The following is a 25,214-nucleotide window of genomic DNA, read 5'->3' as shown; positions in this document are numbered from 1 at the left end:
ATCTCTCCCAATCCCAGTTGTCTCCAGAGCTGATCCAAAAGCCAAGCGCCACCAAGGCGTTTGCTTGATTGAAACTGAAAGTCATCCGACACTTCTCCTGTCAACGTCTCGATTTCCCAAGCCTGCTTAGGAGAAAGGAATCGCGAAATGCTTTTGGCCAGACGCTCCAAGACAGCGCGATCCACCTCGTCTTCGCGCCCAAACGAATAAATCACCTTCGCTTTCGCATATTTGGCCTTCGGATCCCATTCGTTGTGAGCAAGCTGGAGATACGCCACGGTCGTTCCATCTTTGTTTTTGCGTGTTACTCGCCGTATGTACATGCCTATATTATAACCGATATTCAGCTGTTTTAAAAGTTAAAATAAACAAGTCGTGTGCCTATGAAATTCAGTGTTTTTTTCTAGGATCCGCATCGCGAAATCTTTGATATAACAGCATTTTGGCCATTTTCATTTGCCTAAAATGGCCTCAAAACTGTCGAACTCGGGCGATTGAAAGGATTGAAACGCGGTGGAAGATGCGCCTGAGACTTGATGCAATCATAATTCGAGTTCTTTTTGATGCTTTCCGGAAAATTTTCTATTAAAATAAAAATGTTGCACATAAACTATTTTATTCCATGTATAGTAGTATTAGCGGTTAGCGTAATTTTGAATAATATATTTGCCGTTTGAGAAAATTATTTAATAAAGCCATGTATAATATTGGTAGTCAGGAGGAATTTTTTTGTTTCAGACAACGAAATTGGCGGAAGGCGTTTCACTGCATATCAGAAAAACAACACAATTTAAAACGGTGAATTTCTCATTTAAATGGCGGGCGCCATTAACGACAAAAGCTGCAGCTGAGCGGGCTGTGCTTTCAAATGTTTTGCAGCACAGCAATGAGAAATTCAAAAAATCTGCGGAATTCCGAAGCCATTTGGATGACTTGTACGGAACGATGCTTTATTTTGACGTATCCAAACGCGGAGGGGAACATACCGTAGTTTTGAACGTCGAAACCGTAAATGACCAATATTTATCGAATCATCCTGTTTTAAATGATGTGATTGATTTATTGCAAACAGTGATTTTTCAACCGAATTTCGAGAACGGGCAATTCGTCCCTTCCATCGTTGAGAGGGAAAAGCAAATGGTCATTCAACGCATCGAATCCGTTTTTGACGATAAAACACGCTACGCTCAACAACGTCTGACGCAGATTTTGCGTCCGAACCATCCTGCCTCCATTCCTGCAAGCGGAACGATTGAAACCGTGAAGGAAGTGAATCCGGAATCGCTGACGGAAGCCTATTATTCGATGATCAATAACGATAAAATTGATATTTATGTTGCAGGGGATATCGATGTAGAGGCAATGCGGGAAAAGATTCGAAAAGCGTTCCCATTTAAAGATCGGACACCTCAGACGCCGGCTGTCAATGAAGATTCAAAACCGGCAAAGGATTACGTGAAGGAATATCAAGATATGAAACAAGGGAAATTGCATATGGGCTTTAGTACACCGGTGAGATTCGGAGATCCGGACTTTCCGAAAATGCAAGTTTTCAACGGTGTTTTTGGCGGATATGCCCATTCGAAATTATTTATGAATGTCCGTGAGTGGGAAAGTTTATGTTATTACGTTTCCAGTTCTTATGCCCCACATTACGGACTTCTTTATGTGATATCCGGAATTGAACCGAAAAACGAGAAAAAAGCGACAGATATCATCTTTGAGCAACTGGAAGAAATAAAAAGAGGCAATGTTACAGATTTGGAACTAAATCAAACGCGGGCGATGCTTGTGAACCATTTGCGTGAAGCATTGGATTTGCCGCGAGGTCAAATTGACATTTTCGACCAATATAAAGATCTCGATGAAGAATTTTCCGTGGATTTATGGAAGAAACGTTGGCATAAAGTGACGAAGGAAGATTTGCAGGAAATGGCATCACTTCTCAAACATGAAGCGACCTACTTCCTCTGCGGAAAGGAGGCGGAATAATGGAAAAGATCGAATTTCAGCAGTTGGATGAAACATTATATTACAAAAAACTTGCAAATGGGCTTGACGTATATATTTTGCCGAAAAAAGGGTTTTCAAAAACTTTCGTGACATTTACAACAAAATACGGTTCCGTTGACCGGACCTTCACACCGATTGGCGGGAAAGAACCGATCACTGTTCCGGACGGGATTGCCCATTTCCTGGAACATAAAATGTTTGAAAAGGAAGAGGGCGACGTATTCCAGAAGTTCAGTGAAAACGGGGCTTCCGCCAATGCGTTTACATCCTTCACAAGAACGGCATATTTATTTTCGGCTACGGAACATATTTTTGAAAATACGGAAACCCTTTTGGATTTTGTGCAAGAACCGTATTTCACCGAAAAAACGGTCGAAAAAGAAAAAGGGATTATCGGCCAGGAAATTACAATGTACGATGATCAGCCTGATTGGCGTCTTTATTTTGGAACGATCGAAAACATGTACCATAATCACCCTGTGAAAATCGATATCGCCGGAACAATTGAATCGATCAATCAAATTACTGCGGAACATTTATATACTTGCTACAATACCTTCTATCATCCTTCCAACATGCTCCTTTTTATCGTCGGCAATGTGGATCCGGAAGAGATGATAAACTTTATCGAGGAAAACCAAAATAAAAAATCTTTCAAAGAAGCTCCTAAAATCGAACGTTTCTTTGAAGAAGAACCGCAGGAAGTGGCGATCAAAGAACGGGAAATCAAAATGGATGTCCAGCAGCCGAAAGTGTATGTCGGGCTCAAGGCGAAGAATACCGATTTGAGCGGCGACGAAATGCTCAAAAATGAACTCGCCATCCAAATCGGTCTCGAATGCCTGTTTGGCCGTGCTTCCGACTTTTATACGGATGTTTATGAAAACGGATTGATCGACGAGTCTTTCGCGTATGATTTTACGTTGGAGAAAGGTTTCGGATTTGCTTTGATCGGATCGGATTCGCCTGATCCTGATAAGCTCGCCGAAAAAATCTTGCATGCAGTAAATCATGCAGAAGAAATTTTCAATGAAGACTCCATCGGGCGGATTAAACGCAAAAAAATCGGCTTTTTCCTAAGGGCATTAAATTCATTGGAATATATTGCGAATCAATTTACAAGATATAAATTTAATGATATGAATTTATTTGATGTGGTTCCGGTGATTGAAAAGATCACATTGGAAGATGTGAAAAAGGCTTTTCAATCTATTCAAGGGGAATCCCAGCAGACAATCTTTAAAATTTTGCCGGTAAGTAGGAATCAGAAATGAAAAAATTTGCATTGGTGATCGGAGCTTCCGGTGCAATTGGCAGTGCAATCGTAAAGCGTCTGGCTGAAGATGGCTGGTCGCTTTATTTACATTATTTCAGGGGACGCAAAAAGATCGACCAGTTATTGACGGAATTGTCAGTTGCTTATCCCGAATCGGAGTTTATTCCGGTGCAGGCGGATTTTTCCGTTGATGGCGGGGCGGAGAAGCTGGCGAATCAAATTTTCTCTGTACAGGCGGTGATTTTTGCCGGTGGAACGGCATACTATGGACTGCTTGAGGATACACCGGCCAGCATCATCGACAAATTATGGAAAGAGCATGTGCAAAATCCGATTCGCCTTGTGGCACTGTTATCAAGAAAATTGCGCCAAAATGAGATCAGCTATATTATGTTTATCGGGTCCATTTGGGGTGAAGCGGGTGCTGCATACGAAACGGTGTATGCCACCGTAAAAGGGGCCCAGCATGCGTTCGTCAAAGCTTATGCAAAAGAAGCGGCCGGCCAACGCATTTTGGTGAATGCCATTGCGCCAGGCTTTATTGATACGGATATGAACCAACATTTGCTGGAGCAAGAGAAACAGGCCATTTATGATGAAATTCCCCTCCACCGCCCCGGCGAGCCTGAAGAAGTGGCGAATTTCGTCTCCTTTTACATTAGTGGTCAAGCAGATTACGTTACAGGACAAATTATCCGTTTAAATGGCGGTTGGTACATATAATTAACGCTGCTTGAACATACTAAGACCGAAAAGGAGGGGAACATATGGAATTACTACAAAACTGGGAAAAATGGAAATCATTCCTTGGCAAACAAGTGGAAAATGCAAAGAATTTAGGAATGTCCAATAACACGATTGAAAAAACAGCGGTTCAAATCGGCGAATATCTGGCAAAAAACGTTGACCCGAAAAATGAACAAGAACGGGTTCTCGCCGATTTATGGTCCGTGGCGAATGAGAAGGAAAAGCATGCATTGGCAAGCTGCATCATGAAACTGGTGCAAGAGAAAAGAGCCGTCAATTGATGAAATTTAGAATTGCCTTGCAAATCTGAATATAAGGTGGAATCAGAAGAAAAAGGGGGATTTTCCTCCTTTTTCTTCATTCAAGATATTTACTGAAAGAATGCAAAATAAAGCATGATTTTGTCCGATTTGGAATAATTTTGTCGCTTTGTAACTTTTCAATACATACAAAATCCGCTATGATGAAACATGTAGGTTATTTATTTCGTTTTCTATACAAGGGGACGGTTGTTCATGAGTGAATGGTATTTCGAATACGAGATTCAAGTAAATCGTCCAGGTTTGTTAGGTGATATCGCCTCTTTGCTGGGGATGCTCAAAGTAAATATCGTCACGATTAACGGGGTGGATGAAGGCCGCCGCGGTTTGCTGTTAAAAGCGGAAAATGCCGAATCGATTAAACGGTTTCAATCGGTTGTCAAAACGATTGATGATATCCGTGTAACAAAATTCCGTGTGCCCAAACTGCGTGACCGTTTGGCTGTCCGGCACGGCCAATATATCGAAAGGGATGCCGATGAAAAGAACACCTTTCGTTTTGTCCGCGATGAACTTGGAATTTTGGTTGATTTTATGGCTGAATTATTCAAAACCGAGGGGCACAAGTTAATCGGAATCCGCGGCATGCCCCGGGTGGGGAAAACCGAATCCGTCGTAGCCGCAAGCGTTTGTGCAAATAAAAAATGGATTTTTTTATCATCCACCATGATTAAACAAACGATTCGAAAGCAACTCATAGGAGATGAATTTAATACAAATAATATATTTATCCTGGATGGAGTTGTTACGAGAAGGACAACTGACGAACAACATTTGCAGCTTGTCCGTGAAGTCATGAAAATGCCCTGTGTGAAAGTGGTTGAACATCCCGACATTTTTGTCAAGCATTCCGAATATACCATCGACGACTTTGATTACATTATCGAATTGCGCCATCACCCGGATGAGGAAATTGTTTATGATGCCCTAGAAAGAAATGATGCCTTTTTGAATAATGATGATTTTTTCTCTTTATAAAAATTTTTTAAAATGATTAATAAAATATAAATAAAGTAGGTGTTATGGTTGACAGAGCTCGGTACTCGCCTAAAAGAAGCGAGATTGTCTAAAGGGTATAGTTTAGATGACTTGCAGGAAATTACGAAAATTCAAAAGCGGTACTTGATTGCTATTGAAGAAGGCAATTATTCCATTATGCCAGGCACATTTTATGTCCGCGCGTTTATTAAGCAGTATGCGGAAGCAGTAGGATTAGATCCGGATGAAATTTTTGAACAATATAAAAACGAGATACCAAGTCATCAAACGGAGGAAGTGGCCCAATCTTTCTCCCAGAGTCCTGCCCGCAAAAAATTAAAAACTACTTCTGCAAGCAAGCTGATGGAAGCTTTGCCGAAATATGTCGTTGCTTTATTCATTGTAATCATCATCGCAGTATTATGGTTCTTCTTCTCCCAAAGACCTTCTGCTCCGGATGAACAGGTGACGGGCAATAACGATTCATTGGAGTACGAAAAAACGGAAGTTCAAACGCCTTCAACGAAGGAAGGCGAAAAAGCAAACAAAAAAGAGAATGCCGATGAATCACCGGCTGCCAATGATGAGGAAAATAAAGATGAAGAACAAGAGGAACAAAAAGAAGAAGAGAAACAAACAATTTCTGCAGGTGAAGTTCAACCGGACGGCATTACAACAATATATAAACTCTCCGGTACGGACAAGATGCAAATCCGTGTGGAAGTATCAGGCAATACTTGGGTAAGCATCCGGGACAAAAATCAAAATGAACAAGTGGAAGCCCGGGTATATTCACAGGGTGAAGTAGTGGAACATGACTCCACAGCAAATGGTTATGCCCGTATTCGCCTGGGTGCGTCCAACAATGCAAAAGTGTTTGTAAATGGCGAAGAAATCAAATATGTTCTTGACAAAACGACCCAAAATATCGTCATCGAATTTAGCCAGGAACAATAGTCATCTTATTTTAGATGACTATTTTCTTGCGCATGAAAGGTTGTAGTGGACAATGAATTTACCAAATAAAATAACGGTTTCCCGCATTTTATTAATTCCCGTTTTTGTCATTGTGATGATGTTTGATTTTAATTGGGGAAATATGAAATTGTTCGGGGCGGAAATGCCTGTCCATCATTTTGTCGGTGCCCTTATTTTCATTCTTGCATCCTGCACTGACTGGATTGACGGGCATTTCGCCCGGAAATATAATCTGGTAACCAATTTGGGGAAATTTTTGGATCCCCTTGCAGATAAATTGCTGGTTACTTCCGCCTTCCTTCTATTGATTGAAATCAATGAACATGTTCCGGCTTGGGTCATCATTATCATTTTAAGCCGCGAATTTGCGGTTACCGGTTTGCGGTCCATTTTGGCCGGGGAAGGAAAGATTGTCGCAGCCAGCAAATTGGGAAAACTCAAAACGTGGACGCAAATCGTTGCCATTGTGGCATTGCTTTTGCACAATACTATTTTTGTATTGTTTGGCATACCCTTTGATATCATTATGCTTTATGTGGCCTTGTTCTTTACGATTTGGTCAGGCTGGGATTATTTCTATTTAAACCGGCACGTGTTTGTCAATTCCAAATAAGCGAGGCGAGACGATGAATGCCGAAATTATTGCCGTCGGGTCCGAATTGCTTTTAGGCCAGATCGCCAATACGAATGCCCAATTCATTTCCTCCCAATTATCGGAAATAGGCGTTAACGTATATTATCATTCGGTTATAGGTGATAATGGGGGAAGGCTCAAAAAAGCGATTGAAATCGCCGAATCCCGTGCAGATCTGATAATATTTTCCGGCGGATTGGGGCCCACAAAGGACGATTTAACGAAGGAAACTCTTGCGGAACATTTAAACGTACCCCTTGTATTTGATGAAAATGCATTGGAAGTGATTGAGCAGTTTTACAAAAACCAGGGCAGAACCATTACGGAAAACAGCAGAAAACAGGCTTTGATTTTACAAGGAAGCGAAGTGCTGCCGAATCATCACGGCCTTGCGCCGGGCATGATGCTCCAGAAAGGGGGCAGGACGTATATTTTATTGCCCGGGCCGCCAAAAGAACTGGAGCCGATGTTCCAATTCGAAGCGAAACCAAAGCTCGCTTCCCTCATCAGCAAGGGCGGAGTGATCCTGTCCCATGTTCTCCGTTTCTATGGCATTGGGGAAGCGGAGCTCGAGACGAGAATCCAACATATTTTAGATGCGCAAATCAATCCGACCATCGCTCCCCTTGCCTCTGACGGCGAAGTGCTCTTGCGCATTACGGCCAAAGCGGATTCCAAAGAACATGCCTGGAACTTAATCAATGAAAAGAAAAAAGAAATTTTGGATATCGTCGGTAAATACAACTATGGAGTGGATGATGACACCCTTGCATCCAAAGCGGTCAACATGTTGTTGCACCATAAGTTGACGATTTCGGCCGCCGAAAGTTTAACGGCCGGCCTGTTTCAATCGGAGCTTGCGGAGATACCCGGGGTGAGCGGCGCACTCGTCGGAGGAATGGTCACATATACAAAAGAGGCGAAAATGAAGCAGCTGGGCATTCCAAAAGAACTGCTTGACCGTTATGGCGTTGTCAGCAGCGAATGTGCTGCCGGCATGGCGAAAAAAGTCCGTGAAAAGTTTGGCACGGATATCGGAGTAGGTTTGACAGGAGCTGCGGGGCCGGAGCCGCATGATGGTGAACCGGCAGGAACGGTTTGGATCGGGATTGCAATCGGCGATGATGTCGCGACGAAAAAGCTTCAATTATCCGGACTTCGAAATACCAACCGTATACGGACCGTCAAGTATACGTTGAGCTATTTGATTCGATTGCTTGAAGAAAAAGGGTATAGTAAAGTGTGAAATTTAAAATTTGAGCCGGAAAAACGGCTCAAATTTTATTTTTGCGAAAATACGTTCGGTTTTTTATTGATTATTTCCGAAAAAAGAAGTATAGTAGAAACAGAACAATTCAGATTCGTGATTTAAGGAGGAACTATTTTGAGTGACCGTAAAGCTGCCTTGGAAATGGCATTAAAACAAATCGAAAAGCAATTCGGCAAAGGCTCCGTCATGAAACTTGGGGAAAAAACAAATCTGCAAATTTCAACAGTTCCAAGCGGTTCGTTGGCTCTTGACGCCGCGCTCGGAGTTGGAGGATACCCTAGAGGACGTATCATCGAAATTTATGGTCCGGAATCATCCGGTAAAACAACAGTGGCATTGCATGCCATTGCGGAAGTGCAGGCGCAAGGCGGACAAGCGGCATTTATCGATGCGGAGCACGCTCTGGATCCGATTTATGCCCAAAAATTAGGGGTCAATATTGATGAATTGATCCTTTCCCAGCCCGATACAGGGGAACAGGCGTTGGAAATTGCTGAAGCATTGGTACGGAGCGGTGCAATCGATATTATTGTCATCGACTCTGTTGCCGCGCTGGTTCCTAAAGCGGAAATCGAAGGGGAAATGGGCGATTCCCACATGGGATTGCAAGCCCGCCTCATGTCCCAGGCGCTCCGGAAATTATCCGGCGTCATCAATAAATCCAATACGATTTGCATTTTCATCAACCAGGTCCGCGATAAAATCGGCGTCATGTTTGGCAATCCGGAAACGACACCTGGCGGACGCGCATTAAAATTCTACGCCTCCATCCGTCTGGAAGTCCGCCGTGCGGAGACAATCAAGCAAGGCAACGAAATGGTGGGAAATAAAACAAAAATTAAAGTCGTAAAAAACAAAGTGGCGCCTCCGTTCCGGACAGCCGAAGTGGATATCATGTTCGGGGAAGGAATTTCCAAAGAAGGGGAAATCGTGGATATCGGAGTAGACCTGGACATTATCCAGAAGAGCGGTTCCTGGTATTCCTACAATGATGAACGGATTGGCCAGGGCCGGGAAAATGCCAAACAATTCTTGAAGGCAAATCCGGAAATCCGCGATGAAATCGCCAAAAAAATTCGCGAATCCTTCGGTATGGCATCCAATTCCTATATGATTGCGGCCCACGATGAAGACGATGAAATCGCGGAAGAATTGCCTTTATTTGAAGAAGAATAAAACTCAAAACTCAAAAAAATCGGAGAGAAAAAAACAAAAAGCGAATCAGATCAGCTTCTGATTCGCTTTTTTCGCTTATAAAGAGAAAAAGTTTCCGAATAACCGGAATGCCGGCTTGGACTGTTTTCATGATGTATAAAGTTCATCAAAAAATGGAAAAGATATAAAAAGAAACATTCATGTTATAAATCGACTACCCCATTATGCTTTCAAAAATCTATCCTAGAAAAACAGCAAAAATCAATGAAATTTATTATTCTGGGCAAGGTTTGGATGAGACTAAATGAACTGCTGCCGGCAGTGGCAATCCTTGACAGAGCCAAATTCGAACTATACAATTAGACTGTATAATTTTTTTAATAATACAATGAAATAGGCAATATGTTGAGAATAGTTATCAATATATGAGCCGACTGAAATTGCATGTGATTATAGCAAGAGGAGGTGTTCGCATGGAATACGTGATCTCCGCTTTGCTTGGGCTCATCGTCGGTGCCGCTGTTATCTATTTCTATATGAAAAAAGTGAATGAATCGAAAGTAAATAGTGCAAAACACTCAGCCGAGCTGATCATAGATGAAGCGAAGCGAGAAGCGGAAGCGCTTAAAAAGGAAGCACTATTGGAAGCGAAAGATGAAACTCACAAACTTCGGACTGAGGCTGAGAAAGAAATCCGTGAACGACGCGCTGAACTTCAAAAACAAGAGAACCGATTATTGCAAAAAGAAGAAAATCTTGAACGCAAGGATGATGCTCTGAATAAGAAGGAAGCAAGCCTCGAGAAAAAAGAAGAGGCTCTGGCCGAAAGACAACAGCATGTTGAAGAAATGGAAAGTAAAGTGGAAGAGCTCGTAAAAAAGCAGGAGGCAGAGTTGGAACGCATCGCTTCTTTGACGAAAGAAGAAGCGAAGGACATTATTCTAAAACAGGTTGAGCAAGAACTTTCAACGGAAATCGCGATGATGATCAAAGAAGCCGAAACCCGTGCGAAAGAAGAATCTGAGAAAAAGGCGAAGGAAATTTTATCCTTGGCGATGCAAAGATATGCCGCTGACCATGTAGCAGAAACGACCGTGACGGTGGTAAACTTGCCGAATGACGAAATGAAGGGCCGGATTATTGGCCGGGAAGGACGAAATATCCGTACCTTGGAAACGCTTACTGGTATCGATTTGATCATTGACGATACGCCAGAAGCGGTTATTTTATCCGGCTTTGACCCGATTCGCCGGGAAACGGCCCGCCTTGCATTGGAAAAATTGGTGCAGGATGGACGGATCCATCCGGCGCGAATTGAAGAAATGGTTGAAAAATCCCGCCGTGAAATGGATGAACACATCCGCGAAACGGGGGAGCTTACAACATTCGAAGTCGGTGTGCATAACTTGCATCCGGATTTGATCAAAATCTTGGGCCGCATGAAATATCGGACAAGCTACGGCCAAAACGTATTGAAGCATTCCATTGAGGTTGCCCATTTAGCGGGGCTTATGGCCGCCGAATTGGGCGAGGACGTAGCCCTTGCCAAACGGGCAGGACTTCTCCATGACATCGGAAAAGCCATTGACCATGAAGTGGAAGGAAGCCACGTGGAAATCGGTGTTGAACTTGCAACGAAATACAATGAACATCCTGTTGTAATCAACAGTATCGCTTCCCATCATGGCGATGTGGAGCCGGAGAGCGTCATTGCGGTGATTGTTGCAGCTGCGGATGCGCTTTCTGCCGCCCGCCCTGGCGCACGAAGCGAAACGCTCGAAAACTATATCCGGCGATTGGAAAAACTTGAGGAAATTTCCGAATCCTATGAAGGCGTTGAAAAATCCTACGCCATTCAGGCAGGACGTGAAATCCGGATTATCGTCCAACCGGAAAAAATTGACGATTTGCAGGCGCATCGATTGGCGCGGGATATACGAAAACAAATCGAGGAAGAACTCAATTATCCAGGACAGATTAAAGTGACGGTTATTCGCGAAACCCGTGCAGTTGAATACGCAAAATAAAGGAAAACCCTCTTTTGGACAACTCCAAAAGAGGGTAAAATTTTTAATTAGATGCCAATTTTTTTGCATCAATGTTGAAGCTATGAAAGATTTCTATCAAACCTAAAAATATTTTTAAGTAATATTAGAAAAACCACTATCATTACACTAGAAATATGATATAATAATATATATTTTATTAATTTGAAAAAAATGTAAATGGGAGGAAAAAGTGGATGCGTAAAAACAAGAAGCTGTACAATCTCGCCCTTGCTACTACATTGACTACAGCCGCAGTAGTCGCTATTGCACCAACAAATGCGGCAGCAGCAACAGTAAACTTCAAAGATTTGCCTAAAACCGATGTCCACTATGAAAATGTAATGGATCTTGCAGATCGCGGCATCATCAAAGGTTATCCTGATGGAACTTTCAAACCTTATCAACCAATTAAACGCGCGCATGCAGCGAAAATCATTGCCCAAGCTTTGGAATCAAAGGGAATATTAGATACAAAAAATGTAACTAATCCTGGCTTTAAAGATGTGCCAAAAACACATCCTTATTACAGTGAAATCGCGGCTCTTGCCAATGCGGGAATTATCAACGGTTATCCGGATGGTACATTTGGCCCGGAAATTACACTTTCCCGGGGACAGATGTCCAAAATTATCGCCAGAGCGTATAAATTAACTTCGGAAGCTTATGATCATCCTTTTAAAGACATTTCTAGCTCTGAATTTAAGAAATATATTACAATGCTTTACAAATATGGTGTGACTACAGGAACAACAAAAACTACGTACTCTCCAGGCGCTCCTGTGACTCGCGGCCAATTGGCAACTTTTGTTGTACGCGCGGAAAACGCATATGAAAATAGAAATTATGCCGCAGAGCTTAAAGAAGAAATCGAAAATCTCACTAAAGATCCGGCATTCGCAAAAGTAGCATCTGTTGTCGGTAATTCGGAAGGATTAGTAGGTAACAAATTAACTATCAAAGCTTCTTCTATAAATTTGAATAAGTCTTTAAATTCCTTAGGGGATGACTTGAGCAAACAATTAGGCAAATTGATAATGGATTATAATGATGCGGAAGATTTGTTGCATCTTTACGATTTGACAAATTCTATTACTTTTGAAGCTAATGGCCAATCATATGTAGTTGATGCAGCGGATACTGATCTTTTAACTGAATTGAGTGAAAAATTTGGAGAGTTCATCAAACAATTGGGTAATAATGGCAATACTACTTTAGGAGATTTCCTTTCTGGACAGGGAGATTCAATCACAATCAAGGTTACTGTTACTTTTGATAATGGCAATTCCGCAAGCTATGATGTCGTTCTAGAAAAATAAACCTGTTGCCACTCTCTTTGGAATCTATTATTCTATAAGAGCAAAGAAATTCCCCAGAACACGGGCGTTCTGGGGAATTTGATTGGAAGAGAATTTTGATACAGCAAAAGATGTACAATTGGAAAAGGAGTTTCATATGAAGCGCAAATGGATATACCTGATACTTGCATTCGTGTTAATACTCGCTGGTCTGGGCGGATATGGCCTATATATTTTCAAATTTAAAAAGTATGATGTAGCCGATCCCGAAGTCGATAAGATTGTGGAAGATCCGTTTGAAATTACGATGCCGGATGGGACAGAATTGATTATCGACAAGGACGGCAATGTGGTCGAAGAAAAGAATTCGCTTGAAAAGAATGCGTCTAATGAAGAAGAAGGGAACGATAAAGAAAACAGCAGCGACGGCACTGAACCAACCCCTCCTGTAAACAGCAACGGACAGTCAAATGAAGTTGCGAATCCAACGAAAAAGCTGACGGTCAAAGAAATTAAAGAAAAATATATGCCGGCGTTTAAAGCATTGGAATCCCAGGCAAACGGAAACCTTGATGCACTCGTTGGCAGAGCCGCAAACGAATATTCAGAGAAGAAAAAAAATGGCGAAAGAATCCAATATGGCTATTTTTATAATAAATATGTAGGCGCGGCAAAAAGATTGGAAGCAAGTACCGACGCCGCATTTAATGTCATCATGTCCCGCGTGGAAAATGAATTGAAAGCCAACGGGTACGATAAAGCCCATGCGCAAAGTTTCCGGGATGAATACAATGCAGCCAAAGAAGAGCGCCGCAGCGGTCTGTTGAAAAAGGCGAGAGAATATTTCTAATTTCGCAATATTTCCTGCTTTTTAGAAAATTTCGCTGGGACATTCAAACAAAAAACGCATCCAACCAAAACGGAAATTCCATTATAATAACATGGGAGGGGTGACCACTGTGGAAGAAACAATCAGCTTATATGATATATTCAAAGTTTTGAAGAAACGGATCGTGCTGATTCTGAGCATCGCCATTATTGCGACATTAACAGCTGCCATCATCAGTTTTTATGTGTTGACCCCGGTTTATCAGGCTTCGACGCAAATTCTGGTCAATCAGAAACCGAATGAACAAAATCAAATTCAACAGCAGGACATTCAAACAAATTTGCAGCTGATTAATACATACAACGTCATCATAAAAAGTCCGGTCATTTTAAATAAAGTGATTGAAATTTTGGATTTGGATACAACGACGACTGCACTATCGAACCAAATTACTGTATCCAATGCGGACAATTCCCAAGTTGTAAATATCAGCGTGCAAGATGAACAGGCCTATCTGGCGGTCGATATCGCCAACACGGTTGCCCAAGTTTTCCAGGAAGAAATTAAAAACTTGATGAATGTCGATAATGTGAATATTTTATCTCCTGCTGAACTTCCTGAAAACCCGACACCTGTGAAGCCGAACAAAATGTTGAACATGGCGATCGCATTGGTGATCGGTTTGATGGTCGGCGTTGGACTAGCCTTCCTGCTCGAATATTTGGATACGACAATCAAAACAGAACAAGATGTGGAAGAATTGTTGGGATTGCCGATTTTAGGGTTTGTCAGCAGAATTCCGGATACAAACGATGAAGCACCTGTAACTGCGAAATCTGCACAACCAGTTGGGAGAGAAAAGGTAAATGTTTAGAAGGAAAACGAAAAAAAATAAAACGATGGCGAGGAAATTAATCGTCGAAAGTGATCCGAAATCTTTTATTTCCGAACAGTTCCGGACGATTCGGACGAATATCAAATTTTCCATGCCAGATAAAGAGTTAAAAACCATTGTCATTACATCGGCCGGTGCAGGAGAAGGAAAATCGACCATTTCTGCGAACATCGCAGCGGTTTTTTCCCAAGAGGGAAAAAAAGTGCTATTGGTTGATGGCGATATGCGCAAACCGACAGCGCATTATACTTTCGGTTTGAAAAATGCCATCGGTTTATCCAGCCTGCTGACGCGGCAATGCGAACTCGGTGATGCCGTTCAAGAAACCGAATATCCAGGACTCTTTGTCATCACGAGCGGACCGATTCCTCCGAATCCGGCAGAATTGCTCGCGTCAAAACAAATGGAGGCAATGATAAATTCATTAAAAGATGAATTTGATTTTGTTTTCTTTGACGCGCCTCCAGTGTTATCTGTGACGGATGCCCAAATCCTTTCCAACCGGTGCGATGCCACCATCCTTGTTGTAAGTTCAGGCGAAACACAAAAAGAAAGCATTGTGAAGGCAAAAGAATTGTTGGATATGTCGAAAGCGAATATCATCGGGGTCGTCATGAATAACGCGAAGATGGAAAAGGGTTATTATTACTACTATTACGGAACTTCAGAGTAATGGCGCAAAAGCCTTTACTCTTTTTTTATGGTTTTGTAAAGTGAAATTATCGGAATATCAGAAAGTGTGATTTGGCGAAGCCGATGCCGAACGCCGGGTTATAAAATAAAAAAATGAGAAAATAGAAAGAAGCAGGTGAAAACATGATCGATATCCATAGCCATATTTTGTATGGGGTAGATGACGGTCCAAAACACGTGGAAGAGTCCATTGCCATGTTGGAAGCCGCAGCTAATGAAGGAATTACGGAGGTTATTTCAACCTCCCACGCAAGCCATCCGCAGTTTGATGTCCCTTCCAATGTAGTAATAGAACAAATTCATGAATTGAAAAAGGAATTGGACAATCGGCAAATACCGGTTTCGATTCATGTTGGCCATGAAGTCCGCATTTCGGAAAATATCGTGGAACGTTGTTTAACCGGTGAGGTTCATTGTTTGGCCAATTCCAACTATTTATTGATGGAATTGCCCTCCAATTCGATTCCATTGTATACAAAAAACATCATACGGGAGCTATTGCTTCACGATATTATCCCGATTATCGCGCATCCGGAACGGAATAAGGCCATTGCGGAGAAACCGGAGCGCCTTGAGCGCCTGATTCGGGAGGGCGCACTGGCCCAGGTGACGGCTGGCAGTTTGGCCGGATTTTTTGGAAAAAAAGTGCAACAGCTTGCTTTGGATTTGGTGAGGGCAAATCTGGTGCATACATACGGATCGGACGCCCACCATTTAACCGCAAGACCGTTTTTATTTAAGGAAGGGCTGTCCTTTTTGGAAAAAAAGAAGGAACTGGATTCGGCCGATCTGCTTCTCGAAAATAATGCGCGAATTATCGCAAATAGGCCATTGATTCTGTATGAACCGGAACTGCCAAAGCGCAAATGGTGGAAGCTGTTCTAATAATTTTTATAATCTATAGTAATATTATATAAATATTATTTTTGGATATGTTATGATACCTTGTTAGAAAAATGTTGACAAGGAGAAAAGGCGCTTGATTAACACAGATTTTTGAGAAACAAATCCCCCTTTGCTCAAGAGGGATGATTTTTTTGTCCGTCAAAACCCGGATCTTGATAAAATCCATGTAACACAAAACATCATAAAATTATATATAAGATAAAAAAATTAACATAAAATTAATAGGTTTTTAATATATACACTATTGTTATAATGTTAATTTTGTGTCCGATAATGAGAAAAAAGTTTGTGTTCATCCGAAAGTTTTTCTGGTATATTAATGGAAGTAATAAAGAAGAATTATTATTCTATCAAATATTTTTTTATGCTGATATATTTTGATTAGAAAGGAACAAAATTATATAAACAAAAAATAAATTTGTAGGAAAAGGGTAAAAAAACATTTGTATTTTACAAGATCGGCGCGCGGTAATAGGTACAAGGTTTTATTTGCAGAATAGGAGTGTTTGATATATGAAATTGCTGATGCGAATATATTGCAAAATTGTACGTCATCATAAATACAGTTATTTTTCGGATGAATGTGTCCGTTGCGGCAAATTGAAATCTTCTGCATGGGAGCGGTTGAAAAATCACCAAAGTTGAGTTGTTTGGCATAAACGATTGAAAACGGCCCGCCTGATTTTTTCCGTACTTCGCTTATCAGGTGTATTTTTTCTTTTATTTGCTATTACAAAAATTTCTAATAAATTTTGGGGGTTATTAAAAGGCAATATATCGGACAAGGGATTTACGCGCCCTTGTCTTTTTTATTTAATATATAAAGTGCAGTTCGGCTATAAATCATATTGCATTCAGTATTAAGAAAATTCCTTAAAATCGGCCAAAATAACATTACATTAGCTTTGAATGAGTGAAAATGGTAAAATTGAATCGATTTTATAGAAAGCGTGGTAGTCAGATTGAAGGTACTATTTATTGGTGATATTGTCGGCTCGATCGGGCGGGAGGCGGTAGAAAAATATCTGCCGAAAGTAAAGAAAAAATATGAGCCTGATGTAGTGATTGCAAATGGAGAAAACGCAGCGGCGGGCAGGGGCATTACGCAAAAGATTTACCAGCAATTATTGCAAATGGGAATTGATGTCATTACAATGGGGAATCATACTTGGGACAACAAAGAAATTTTTGAATTCATTGACGAGGCGGAATATTTGATCCGCCCCGCAAACTTTTCGAAAGAGGCTCCAGGAAAAGGGGCTGTTCAAATCGAAAAAAACGGACATGTTTTGACCGTCATCAATTTGCATGGCCGCGTATTTTTACCTCCCCATGATGATCCGTTCCGGATGGCGGATGAATTAATCGAAGAAGCGAGAAAGATTTCTCCATTGGTTTTTATTGACTTCCATGGAGAAGCGACGAGCGAGAAAATAGCTTTTGGATGGTATGTGGATGGACGGGTTTCCGCGGTAGTCGGAACCCATACCCATGTTCAGACTGCGGATGCAAGAATATTTCCGGGCGGCACTGCATATATAACTGATGTAGGGATGACTGGACCATATGATGAAATTTTAGGAATGAAAAAAGAAGGAGTTCTTTACAAATTACAAACCAACATGCCTGCCCGATTCGAAGTGCCGAAATCGGGAAGAGATGTATTCAGCGGCTTTTTCGTGGACATTGATAATGAAACCGGAAAAGCCAATTACTGTGAAAGAATTTACATTAATGATGATTATCCTTTCCAGGGATAGCTCCCAAGTTTTTGCATGATTCCCTTCCAAAATGATTCTATTTTTCTGCTTCGCTGCATAAAATGTGCTACGGACACAAGTTCAAGTCCTTTGAATGAATGCCAAAAAGAAAGATTCATTCAAAATCATTAAAAAAGCAAGTATGGGGAGGAATAGCTGTGGATTCATTGAAAGTATCATCTCGCTCAAATCCAAATTCTGTAGCAGGCGCGCTTGTTGCGGTAATTCGTGAGCAAGGATATGCGGAAATGCAGGCTGTCGGTGCCGGTGCTCTGAACCAGGCGGTAAAGGCGGTAGCCATCGCCCGGGGATTTGTGGCACCGAGCGGAACAGACTTGGTTTGTTCGCCGGCATTTGCAGACATAAAAATTGGCGGTGAAGATCGTACTGCACTAAAACTGGTAGTTGAGAAACGCCAGCGATAAATCATTCAAAGTGGCGAAGAAGGGGCTGTCTGAAAACCAAAGTGGAACCCCCCTTCATAAAATGGGTGAACGGAGAAAAACAATGTTGTTTTTCTCCGTTATTTTTTGTTTTATATGGAAAACCAGCAACAATTTCAACAGAAATTCCAGATTTCACACAAATCCCTAAATAGTGACAAATCGTTGTCAAATGGATTTCAAACTTTTTTCAACGATGATTGATAACATAAATTCCGTCAAATCGATAGATGAAAAGGAGTGTTATATGTTGCAACGAATGGCGTCTGGAAGAATAGCGCTACTATTTTTCGCAATCTTCAGTCTTTTACTTTTATCAGCATGCGGAGACAAGAATGCAAACACCGATTCATCGGCGGAAAGGGGAGACGGTCCCAAAAGTGTAGCAATCGCATTGGGACACGGACTGGATTATTTGGGAGTGAACCCTTATGAAGATGGAAGGGAAAATACCGTTCTCAGGACAGTGCTTTTCGAACCGTTAGTTCTGGAAACTGAAACAGGCGTTTTTGAAGGGGCTTTGGCAGAATCATGGGATGTGGATGAAACGGGAACGAAGTGGACATTCCATTTGCGGAAAAACATCAAGTTCCATGACGGTACAGACTTCACGAGCAAAGCGGTCAAAGCGGCGTTCGAACACTATATGGCAGACCGTCAGTTGGCGCAACGCCTGGGGATCGCCCATATTACAATACCGGATGATTATACGGTGGAGTTTACTTTGAAACGCCCTTTCGCTCCGTTTTTAAATGTGGTGGGATCATTTCAATGCACGATTCCAAGCCCAACCTCTTTTGATGAAAAGGGCAATTTCGTTGAACCGATCGGAACAGGCCCTTATAAAATCAAAAGCCATTCTAAGGAACAGGTTGAATTTGTGGCCAATGATGATTATTGGAGAGGAAAGCCAAAAATCGATAATTTGACCGTTGTTTATATACCGGACCCGCAAACAACCATTTTGGCGCTGGAATCGGGGGAAGTGGATTTGATTGGCGCCGATGGCTATGGCATCCCATATTCAGAAATTAAAAGATTGCAAGAAAACAAGGATTTTAAAGTGATTGAAAATCCGGACAGCAGCTCGCTGGAATGGGTCGCTTTCAATATGTACAAAGCGCCTTTGAACGACAAAAAAGTCAGACAAGCCATCAACTATGCGCTCGATCGGGAAGAAATCGCCGAGTATGTTTATGAAGGATTTGCGACACCTGCCGCAGGACCGATCGGTTTTGACGACTCGATTCCTTGGGTTGATACGAGCATCAAAGGATATGAGCATGACCCTGAAAAAGCGAAACTACTATTGGCGGAAGCAGGATGGAAGGAAAAAAGTCCGGAAGGCTATTTAATGAAAGATGGCCAAGTGCTGGAAGTCAATTTCCTTATCCAATCGGACCGAACATGGAAACCGATGGGAGAAATCATTCAAAATCAGCTGAAAGAAATTGGAATTAAAGTGAATTTAGAAATGAGAGACAACAATCTGATCCGCGATTTGATCAAGAAGGGAGAATTTGATTTAGCTGGATTGGGAAGTTTGGGAAAAAGCACTGCGGATCCTTATTATTACTTCCAATATTATTTCACGACGAGAGGTCTCGGTACGGTCGTAAAAGGCAATGAAAAGCTGGATTCCTTGGTATCCGAGGTTGTGACAAATATCAATCAACAAGAAAGACAGGCCATTTATAACGGCATTCAACGGGAATTGATGGAAATTGTTCCTGGAGCATTTCTTGTGCATCCGACAAAAGTGACCATCATGAAAAAGGACATAGAGGGATGGGAGTTTGCAGGCACAATGGACCCGCTGCGCTACGTTTATAAATTATCTCGATGAGGTGTATTCAATGAAGGACAATCGACAAAACGCTTTTTTTGGACAACATCCGGAAAATGATCGGCATGCAGCAGAATTTCCGGGGGCGCATTGCGGTTTATTTGAAGCGTCTTTTATGGCCCCGTTATTTCCGAACAGCATCGCGCTGGTCATTGCGCCGCCATCTTGCACTTATCATGCCAAATGGATGGTATACCGTCGGTTAAGTTCCCCAAAAGGAGGAGTGGATAATCTTTTCTGCCTGAATTTAAGCCGGGAAGACCTGATTTTCGGGGTGGAGCCGGTGATCGAGGAAGCGCTGGAAGAATTGGATGAATGTTATCATCCGGAATTGATTTTTTTAATTACTACATGTACGCCGGAAATCATCGGTTTTGACGAATCCGCATTGACAGCGGCCAAACGTAAAATCAATGCCAAGGTGGTCGTCGTGAAAACGAACGGCTATGAATGCCTGCATCAGCAAAAGGGAAGCACCGATTTTCTGGATTCCCTCGTCAGCCTGATGAAGCCCGGAAAAACGCTGCTTTACAGCGCGAATATTCTTGGACTCAGATCCGCAAATATGGAGGAAGTGGAAATGGTCCGGGTTTTGGAACGGGGAGGAATTTCGGTAAATGCCCTTTTGCCGGGAACCCGATATATTGTGGACATCGAAAACGCTCCACGGGCCGCATTGAATATTGTTGCCGGAAAAATCGCCCTTCCTTTGGCGAAAAAGATGGAATCGGCATTTGGAATTCCATACATTTTTTTCGATTTTTCTTATGGCACCGAGAAAATCATTAAAGGATATGAGACGATATTCGATTTTTTCCATTTGGATTTGCCAAAGGAAATAGAACAGTTGTCAATTCAACATCACGAATTTCTCGAAAGCATGAGGCCAAAGCTCGAAGGGATTACCTTTGGCATCGGTTCGGTGGAAGGAAGCAATGTCGATGCAGCCATTTTTTATGCCTCCCTTGGCATGATACCGAAGTTTTTATTGACCCGGATGCCCATAGAAGAAGATGCGGATGTGCAAAAGATGAAACGGCTTGGCATTAAGATTCCGACGATTTTATTGAAAAAAGGCATGGATATGTATTCGATTATCGGACAATTTAAACCGCAATTATTTTTTGGCCATGCCCAGGCGGAAAAGCTAAGAAAGGAAAATGTCATCCAGTGCCATCCGGTCATCCACCGTTCCGGTCCAGGTTTTTCCGCTGTCCAACAAGAGGTGGCAAATGTGTCGAATTTGATTGAATGCAGAAAGAGCGTGGTTCCAAATGAGTAAAATTTCTTCTGTATTTTTGCCGGCCAATGAATACCTGGGGGTTTTATGGGCGTTATCCGGCGTCAAGGATGTCGCGGTCATCAATCATGGGACGGGAGGATGCAACTTTTTTGAATTTGCGACCGCTTCAGACCGGACGAAACGGCTCATCCATGACCGGTTTTGCTCGACGGGAATGGAAGCGGAAGATATTGCATTAAGCGGAGGCGAGGATAAGTTGAAGGCAGCCATTGAAGAAATGGCACAAAAAGGCGACTTTTCCATGATTGCCATCATCGCAAATCCCGTCTCTTCTCTCATAGGGGTAGACATAGAGGCCGTTGCCAAAGAAGCGGGGGAAAAAACCGGCATTCCGATTATTACCTTTGGAGATTCGGTTTGGCAGGAACAGGCCGAAAAGGGGATTGAATTGGCGCTTGTAAAATTGGTGGAGCATTTATGCGCCGATCAAAAAGACAAAGGGTTGACAAAAGAACCGTCATTTTCTGTCAACATCATTGGGCCCACAATTCAGACGTATAATTGGAAATCGGATAAAAAAGAGTTGTGCCGGCTGCTTTCATTTTTGGGGATGGAAGTAAAAACGGTCATACCATATGACACCACTACGGAAGAAATCAAGAAACTGCCCCAGGCAAACTTGAACATCGTGGCAACGGCGGCCGGGCTTCAGGCGGCAAAATATTTGGAAAGACATTTTCAAATCCCCTATATCTATGGATTGCCTTATGGCAAGAAAGGAACATTTGAATGGCTTCAGGAAATTGCCAAAATGACGAATAACCCGTTGCCGATGAAATGGATCAAAGAAGAAATGGCCTTTCCGGTTCACCATTATTTTGAACGGATTGCAGATGGCACTTTTTATCAAAAAGAATGGACGGTTGCTCTGGCATGTCCGCCGGTTATGGCAAAGAAAATGATTCAAATGGTGACGGAAGATTGGGAACTGCGGGTTGCAGCTGTCCGCCTGACAACAGTTCCAGAGAAAGAAGAGGCGGAAGAACTCGAATCTTTGTCTGTCCCGATGTATGTAACGCCTTCGGAACTTGAATGGAAGAAAATATTGCGGGAATGTCAGCCGTTCATTTTAATGGGGAGCGCAGAAGATCGGCTTCTGGCAAAAGAAATCCCGGTACATTTGAGAATTGTCGAACCGGCTTTTGATGTCTTTTCCTTCTTTGAAGGGACCCCTTTGGTAGGCTGGGAAGGTTTTAAATGCATGACGCAGCAGTTGCTGAATGAAATCAGCCGTTATGCAATAGTGTCGAAAAAATAATAGATAAGAGAGGGTTCGGTATGATTACAAACACAAAACCTATTAAACGCATCGCAATATACGGAAAAGGCGGAATCGGAAAATCGACGATCTCCGCCAACCTTTCCGCAGCATTGAGCGAACGAGGATTAAAAGTGATGCAAATAGGCTGCGATCCAAAAGCGGATTCCACCATGTATCTTGCCCGGGAAAAGGTGCCGACCGTATTGAATGTACTGAAAGAAAAAAAGAATGCCATTCAATTATCCGATTTTGTAAAGGAAGGCTTTAACGGGGTCCTGTGTGTGGAAGTGGGCGGCCCGACGCCGGGGGTCGGCTGTGCGGGACAAGGGATTATTGCGGCATTTCAACAGATGAAAAAATTAAACGCCATTGAAACTTATCAGCCGGATGTCGTGATTTATGACGTATTGGGAGATGTGGTGTGCGGCGGTTTTGCGGTTCCGTTGCGCGACGGCTATGCGGAGGATGTCTACATCATCAGCTCCGGAGAAAGGATGTCTTTATATGCCGCCTACAATATTTCCCGTGCCGTGCAAAATTTTCGGAGCCGGGGCTATGCGACATTAAAGGGGCTTATTTTTAATTCCAAAGGAGGAGAAAACGAAGTGCAGCGGGTACACGAAGCTTTGGAAGAAATCGGAACAAATTTGTTCCATAAGTTTCCAAGGGATCCGGTTGTCCAGCAATGCGAAAAAGAAAAAAAGACGGTGATCGAAGGGGCGCCAAACAGCAAATTGGCCAATGAATACCGGGAACTGGCAAGAAAAGTGATGGAACAATAATTGGAGTGGTGAATCCAATGATCATAAAACGAATTTTGATTCTTCCTGTCTTGCTATTGGTCATTTCCTTTCTCACCTTTTTGCTGACAAGCATCGTTCCGGGGGATATAGCAGAAGGCATTATTTTAAAACAAGGCGGACAGCCGACGGAAGAAACCGTTGCCGCAATGAATGAACAATTGGGGCTCGACCGGGGGCTGTTTGCCAGATATGGCCAATGGCTCATTCAGGCGCTTCAATTGGATTTAGGGACATCTTGGGTATCCGGGGAGCCTGTTGCCAAAGAATTGGCGGAGCGGATTGTTCCAACCCTCTGGCTGACGAGCGCTTCTTTGGTCATCAGTGTTTTGATTACAATGTTCTTTGGCACAGCCGCAGCATATTTTCGCGATACGGCCGTCGATAAAGCCATTCTGGGATTTTCGCTGATCATGAACTGTATTCCGGAGTTTTTATTGGCCTTTATCTTACTCTTTTTCTTCGCGTATAAATGGGATATTTTCCCTTTGGTCGGATACGGTTCATTGGAGCATCTCATATTGCCATCACTGGTATTGGGATTTGGCATCGGAGCCGGCAAAGCCCGTTTGCTGCGTTCAAGCATTCTCGACGCCATGAATTCAAATTACGTCGCAATGGCAAGGGCAAAAGGGCTGACAAAATGGCAAGCGCTGAAAAAACATGCCTTAAGGAACGCATTAATTCCCATTGTTACTTCTTTTGGAAGCACCGTCGGGTTTCTGCTGGGGGGTTCGGTCATCATTGAAAATATTTTTAACTGGCCTGGGCTTGGTAGACTGGCATTGCAGGCAATCAACAGCAGGGACATCCCGGTCCTCCAAGGTTATGTCTTGTTCGCCACCGTCTTTATCATCGGCATCTATTTGATTGTCGATTTGCTTTATATGTTGATCGATCCGAGAGTTTATGCAAAAAGGAGCAATATCCATGGCTGATGTGAAGAAAAAGATGAATGTCGGCTTACTATTGAGCGTCGCGACGATTGCTTGTTTATTTTTGGCGGCCATATTTGCCCACTGGCTTGCCCCTTATGATCCAAACGCAGGCGAATTGTCGGAACGGCTATTACCGCCAAGCAAAGAACATTGGTTTGGCACAGACCATCTGGGGAGAGACGTATTTTCAAGAATCCTTTTTGGCGCCCGGACGACCTTTCTTGTTGCCATATTGATTACTGTAGGCTGTTTTGTCATCGGCACGGCAGCCGGTGTAACGGCCGGCTATTTTGGAGGCTGGATTGACGGTATGATCATGCGGGCCGTCGATTTGCTTTCCGCCTTTCCCGGAAGGATCCTCGCATTGGTCATTGTCGGCATCATCGGTCCGGGGTTGATGAATTTGGCGATTGCCATGATTTTCACTTCTTGGGTCGGATTTGCCCGGATTGTCAGAGGGGTGACTTTATCAGTCCGGGAAAGGGAATTTGTTTTGGCGGCAAAATTGTATGGGCTCGGAAATCAAAAAATCATGTATAAGCACTTGTTGCCGAATGTGTTGCCTCAGCTTCTCGTCGTGATTGCATTAAATACCAGCTGGTATATGACGGCTCTTTCAGGTTTTTCGCTTTTGGGACTGGGAATTGAAGCTCCCCATGCAGAATGGGGGATGATGATCAGCGAAGCTAGGCCATATATGCGGGACTACGGTTATTTGTTGTTCTTCCCGAGCATGGCCATCATGATTGCCGTCACGGCTTTCACCATTCTCGGAGAAAAATTGAGGGATCGGTTTGATCCGAATTTTCATAGATGAAATTCAGGA

General features: G+C 42.7%; 23 protein-coding genes and 1 pseudogene. 23 read left to right on the top strand and 1 reads right to left on the bottom strand.

What is annotated here, in order from left to right; translation table 11 throughout:
• Positions 1–323: pseudogene (locus FKZ59_RS02005) on the bottom strand (IS1634 family transposase); the annotation flags it as partial.
• A gap of 406 nt (positions 324–729) precedes the next feature.
• Here FKZ59_RS02005 and yfmF point away from each other — a divergent pair.
• The 23 genes from yfmF (at position 730) to FKZ59_RS01890 (ending at position 25,205) form a co-directional block, all read left to right on the top strand.
• The gene (gene yfmF / locus FKZ59_RS02000) at positions 730–1,992 is read left to right on the top strand and encodes an EF-P 5-aminopentanol modification-associated protein YfmF (protein WP_141601057.1); all 1,263 of its coding nucleotides are present in this window, start codon (positions 730–732) and stop codon (positions 1,990–1,992) included.
• On the top strand, positions 1,992–3,287 hold the full coding sequence (gene yfmH / locus FKZ59_RS01995) for an EF-P 5-aminopentanol modification-associated protein YfmH (protein WP_141601056.1): 1,296 nt from the start codon (positions 1,992–1,994) through the stop codon (positions 3,285–3,287). Before yfmF ends, yfmH begins: the two co-directional genes overlap by 1 nt.
• Positions 3,284–4,012: an elongation factor P 5-aminopentanone reductase gene (gene ymfI / locus FKZ59_RS01990; protein WP_141601055.1), complete on the top strand. Its 729-nt coding sequence runs from the start codon at positions 3,284–3,286 to the stop codon at positions 4,010–4,012. Before yfmH ends, ymfI begins: the two co-directional genes overlap by 4 nt.
• A 44-nt stretch (positions 4,013–4,056) precedes the next feature.
• Positions 4,057–4,317, top strand: a complete 261-nt coding sequence (locus tag FKZ59_RS01985; RefSeq protein WP_141601054.1) for a DUF3243 domain-containing protein — start codon at positions 4,057–4,059, stop codon at positions 4,315–4,317.
• Between the two features lie 234 nt (positions 4,318–4,551).
• A complete protein-coding gene (locus FKZ59_RS01980; RefSeq protein ID WP_141601053.1) occupies positions 4,552–5,334 on the top strand; it encodes a DUF3388 domain-containing protein in 783 nt (260 codons plus the stop codon).
• A 48-nt stretch (positions 5,335–5,382) separates the two neighbouring features.
• Positions 5,383–6,291 (top strand): helix-turn-helix domain-containing protein, encoded by a 909-nt coding sequence (locus FKZ59_RS01975; RefSeq protein WP_141601052.1) that lies wholly within the window; start codon positions 5,383–5,385, stop codon positions 6,289–6,291.
• A gap of 52 nt (positions 6,292–6,343) precedes the next feature.
• Complete coding sequence (pgsA, locus tag FKZ59_RS01970; protein ID WP_141601051.1) at positions 6,344–6,925, top strand: CDP-diacylglycerol--glycerol-3-phosphate 3-phosphatidyltransferase; 582 nt, start codon at positions 6,344–6,346, stop codon at positions 6,923–6,925.
• A gap of 13 nt (positions 6,926–6,938) precedes the next feature.
• Positions 6,939–8,192 carry a competence/damage-inducible protein A gene (locus tag FKZ59_RS01965; RefSeq protein ID WP_141601050.1) on the top strand — a complete coding sequence of 418 codons (1,254 nt, stop codon included), beginning with the start codon at positions 6,939–6,941 and terminating at the stop codon, positions 8,190–8,192.
• A 138-nt stretch (positions 8,193–8,330) separates the two neighbouring features.
• A complete protein-coding gene (recA, locus tag FKZ59_RS01960) occupies positions 8,331–9,392 on the top strand; it encodes a recombinase RecA (protein WP_141601049.1) in 1,062 nt (353 codons plus the stop codon).
• Positions 9,393–9,844: 452 nt separating this feature from the next.
• Positions 9,845–11,398, top strand: coding sequence for a ribonuclease Y (gene rny / locus FKZ59_RS01955; RefSeq protein WP_141601048.1), 1,554 nt, complete (start codon positions 9,845–9,847; stop codon positions 11,396–11,398).
• Between the two features lie 215 nt (positions 11,399–11,613).
• Positions 11,614–12,735, top strand: coding sequence for an S-layer homology domain-containing protein (locus tag FKZ59_RS01950; protein WP_141601047.1), 1,122 nt, complete (start codon positions 11,614–11,616; stop codon positions 12,733–12,735).
• An 82-nt stretch (positions 12,736–12,817) separates the two neighbouring features.
• The gene (locus FKZ59_RS01945; protein WP_141601046.1) at positions 12,818–13,564 is read left to right on the top strand and encodes a hypothetical protein; all 747 of its coding nucleotides are present in this window, start codon (positions 12,818–12,820) and stop codon (positions 13,562–13,564) included.
• Between the two features lie 109 nt (positions 13,565–13,673).
• Entirely contained in the window at positions 13,674–14,417 is a 744-nt protein-coding gene (locus FKZ59_RS01940; RefSeq protein ID WP_141601045.1) for a YveK family protein, read from the top strand.
• Positions 14,410–15,111: a CpsD/CapB family tyrosine-protein kinase gene (locus FKZ59_RS01935; RefSeq protein WP_141601044.1), complete on the top strand. Its 702-nt coding sequence runs from the start codon at positions 14,410–14,412 to the stop codon at positions 15,109–15,111. Before FKZ59_RS01940 ends, FKZ59_RS01935 begins: the two co-directional genes overlap by 8 nt.
• Before the next feature lie 143 nt (positions 15,112–15,254).
• Positions 15,255–16,016, top strand: a complete 762-nt coding sequence (locus tag FKZ59_RS01930) for a tyrosine-protein phosphatase (RefSeq protein WP_141601043.1) — start codon at positions 15,255–15,257, stop codon at positions 16,014–16,016.
• Positions 16,017–16,999: 983 nt separating this feature from the next.
• Entirely contained in the window at positions 17,000–17,797 is a 798-nt protein-coding gene (locus tag FKZ59_RS01925; RefSeq protein WP_141601042.1) for a TIGR00282 family metallophosphoesterase, read from the top strand.
• A 158-nt stretch (positions 17,798–17,955) separates the two neighbouring features.
• Positions 17,956–18,222, top strand: a complete 267-nt coding sequence (locus FKZ59_RS01920) for a stage V sporulation protein S (RefSeq protein ID WP_141601072.1) — start codon at positions 17,956–17,958, stop codon at positions 18,220–18,222.
• Positions 18,223–18,487: 265 nt separating this feature from the next.
• A complete protein-coding gene (locus FKZ59_RS01915; RefSeq protein WP_181733132.1) occupies positions 18,488–20,086 on the top strand; it encodes an ABC transporter substrate-binding protein in 1,599 nt (532 codons plus the stop codon).
• Positions 20,087–20,096: 10 nt separating this feature from the next.
• Positions 20,097–21,368: a nitrogenase component 1 gene (locus FKZ59_RS01910; RefSeq protein WP_141601040.1), complete on the top strand. Its 1,272-nt coding sequence runs from the start codon at positions 20,097–20,099 to the stop codon at positions 21,366–21,368.
• A complete protein-coding gene (locus FKZ59_RS01905) occupies positions 21,361–22,647 on the top strand; it encodes a nitrogenase component 1 (RefSeq protein WP_141601039.1) in 1,287 nt (428 codons plus the stop codon). The genes FKZ59_RS01910 and FKZ59_RS01905 overlap by 8 nt, the downstream gene beginning before the upstream one ends.
• A gap of 20 nt (positions 22,648–22,667) precedes the next feature.
• Positions 22,668–23,432, top strand: a complete 765-nt coding sequence (locus FKZ59_RS01900) for a nucleotide-binding protein (RefSeq protein WP_220125026.1) — start codon at positions 22,668–22,670, stop codon at positions 23,430–23,432.
• A gap of 17 nt (positions 23,433–23,449) precedes the next feature.
• The gene (locus FKZ59_RS01895) at positions 23,450–24,388 is read left to right on the top strand and encodes an ABC transporter permease (protein ID WP_141601038.1); all 939 of its coding nucleotides are present in this window, start codon (positions 23,450–23,452) and stop codon (positions 24,386–24,388) included.
• Positions 24,381–25,205 (top strand): ABC transporter permease, encoded by an 825-nt coding sequence (locus tag FKZ59_RS01890; protein WP_141601037.1) that lies wholly within the window; start codon positions 24,381–24,383, stop codon positions 25,203–25,205. The genes FKZ59_RS01895 and FKZ59_RS01890 overlap by 8 nt, the downstream gene beginning before the upstream one ends.
• Positions 25,206–25,214 lie beyond the last annotated feature (9 nt).

Origin of the sequence: Ureibacillus terrenus, assembly GCF_006569205.1 — a bacterium.
Lineage (GTDB): Bacteria > Bacillota > Bacilli > Bacillales_A > Planococcaceae > Ureibacillus > Ureibacillus terrenus.
This window is presented reverse-complemented; position numbering and strand designations above follow the sequence as displayed.